The organism is Neisseria sp. HMSC055H02 (assembly GCF_001813335.1).
GTDB lineage: Bacteria > Pseudomonadota > Gammaproteobacteria > Burkholderiales > Neisseriaceae > Neisseria > Neisseria sicca_C.
Map to the genome: position 1 here is coordinate 45108 of NZ_KV812071.1, position 1346 is coordinate 46453.

The following is a 1346-nucleotide window of genomic DNA, read 5'->3' on the forward strand; positions in this document are numbered from 1 at the left end:
ACCAAGATTCAGGTTTCAGACGACCTTTGCCGTTTGAAAGCATCGGTTTTTGATAAAATCCACGGATTGCTCACAACTTATCCACAATTTAAACCTAACTCCAATTCAATCAAATTAAACCTAATTCGTTGAAAAATATCAATATACAAAAAGGTCGTCTGAAAACTTTCAGACGACCTTTTAAATTGTTCACAAAATTATCAACAGGACTGGGGGCGGTCGGCATCAAACCAGATTCTGCGGATTGCCTGCGACGAAGCGGTTGATGTTGTCCACAAGGATGTCAAACAGGCGGTTGATCGCCTCTTGGCTTGCCCAGGCGACGTGCGGGGTAACGATCAGGTTGGGTAGGCGGGCTTTCAGCAAAGGATTGCCGTCGCGCGGCGGCTCTTGTGTCAACACGTCGAAGCCCGCGCCGCCGATTTGTCCGTATTTCAAGGCGGCGATGAGCGCGTGTTCGTCCACCAGTCCGCCGCGCCCGCAGTTGATGATGACGGCGCCGGGCTTCATCTGCTGCAACTCGGCTTCGCCTATCATGTTTGCCGTTTCCGGCGTGAGCGGGCAATGCAGCGACAGCGCGTCGGCGGTGCGGATGGCTTCGTCAAAGGAAACGTAGCCGTCGCGGACGGTTTCGGCGTGTTTGTGTTCGGCGAATACAACCTTCATTTTGAATGCCTGTGCATAAGTTGCCAGCGTCTGCCCGATGTTGCCGCGACCGAAAATTGCCAGCGTTTTGCGGTTCAAATCGCGCATCGGCGCGCCGAAATGGCAGAAAAACGGCGATTTTTCCCATACTCCGGCAGCAACGTCGCGCTGATAGGCGGGCAGGTTGCGCATCAGGGTAATCATCAGCATAAAGGCGTGTTCCGCTACCGATTCGTTGCCGTAGGCGCGGATGTTGCACACGCTCACGCCCGCTTGTTTGGCGGCGGCAAGGTCAACGTTGTTGACGCCCGTCGCGGCTAGCGCAATCAGTTTAAGCTGCGGATTGGCGGCGATGTGTTCGGCAGAAATCACGACTTTGTTGGTAATGATGATGTCCGCGCCCTGTATGCGCTCGGCGGTCTGATGCGCTTCGGTCGAGCCATAGCTGCTTAAAGTATGTGGAAAATCAAAGTCAAACGGACGGTCGGCAAGCGTGTCGCGGTCGAGAACGGCAATGCACAGCGGATTCATGTTTTACCTATCAAAAATAAAATAATGATTTAAATAAACTAATATTGAATAAAATATTCAAAATATACGGCGCAGTTGAGAATAGTTATAGTGGATTAACAAAAATCAGGACAAGGCGATGAAGCCGCAGACAGTACAGCTAGTACGGAACCGATTCACTTGGTGCTTCA

The 1346-nt window shown here is 51.6% G+C and carries 1 protein-coding gene; it reads right to left on the reverse strand.

Annotation, left to right across the window (positions count from 1 at the left end):
• Positions 1–225: 225 nt before the first annotated feature.
• Positions 226–1176, reverse strand: a complete 951-nt coding sequence (locus HMPREF2907_RS02470; protein WP_070679698.1) for a D-2-hydroxyacid dehydrogenase — start codon at positions 1174–1176, stop codon at positions 226–228.
• Between the last annotated feature and the right edge of the window lie 170 nt (positions 1177–1346).

Coding starts and splice junctions, on each gene's coding strand:
- HMPREF2907_RS02470 (WP_070679698.1), bottom strand. CDS start 1,176: ATGAATCCGCTGTGCATTGCCGTTCTCGACCGCGACACGCTTGCCGAC.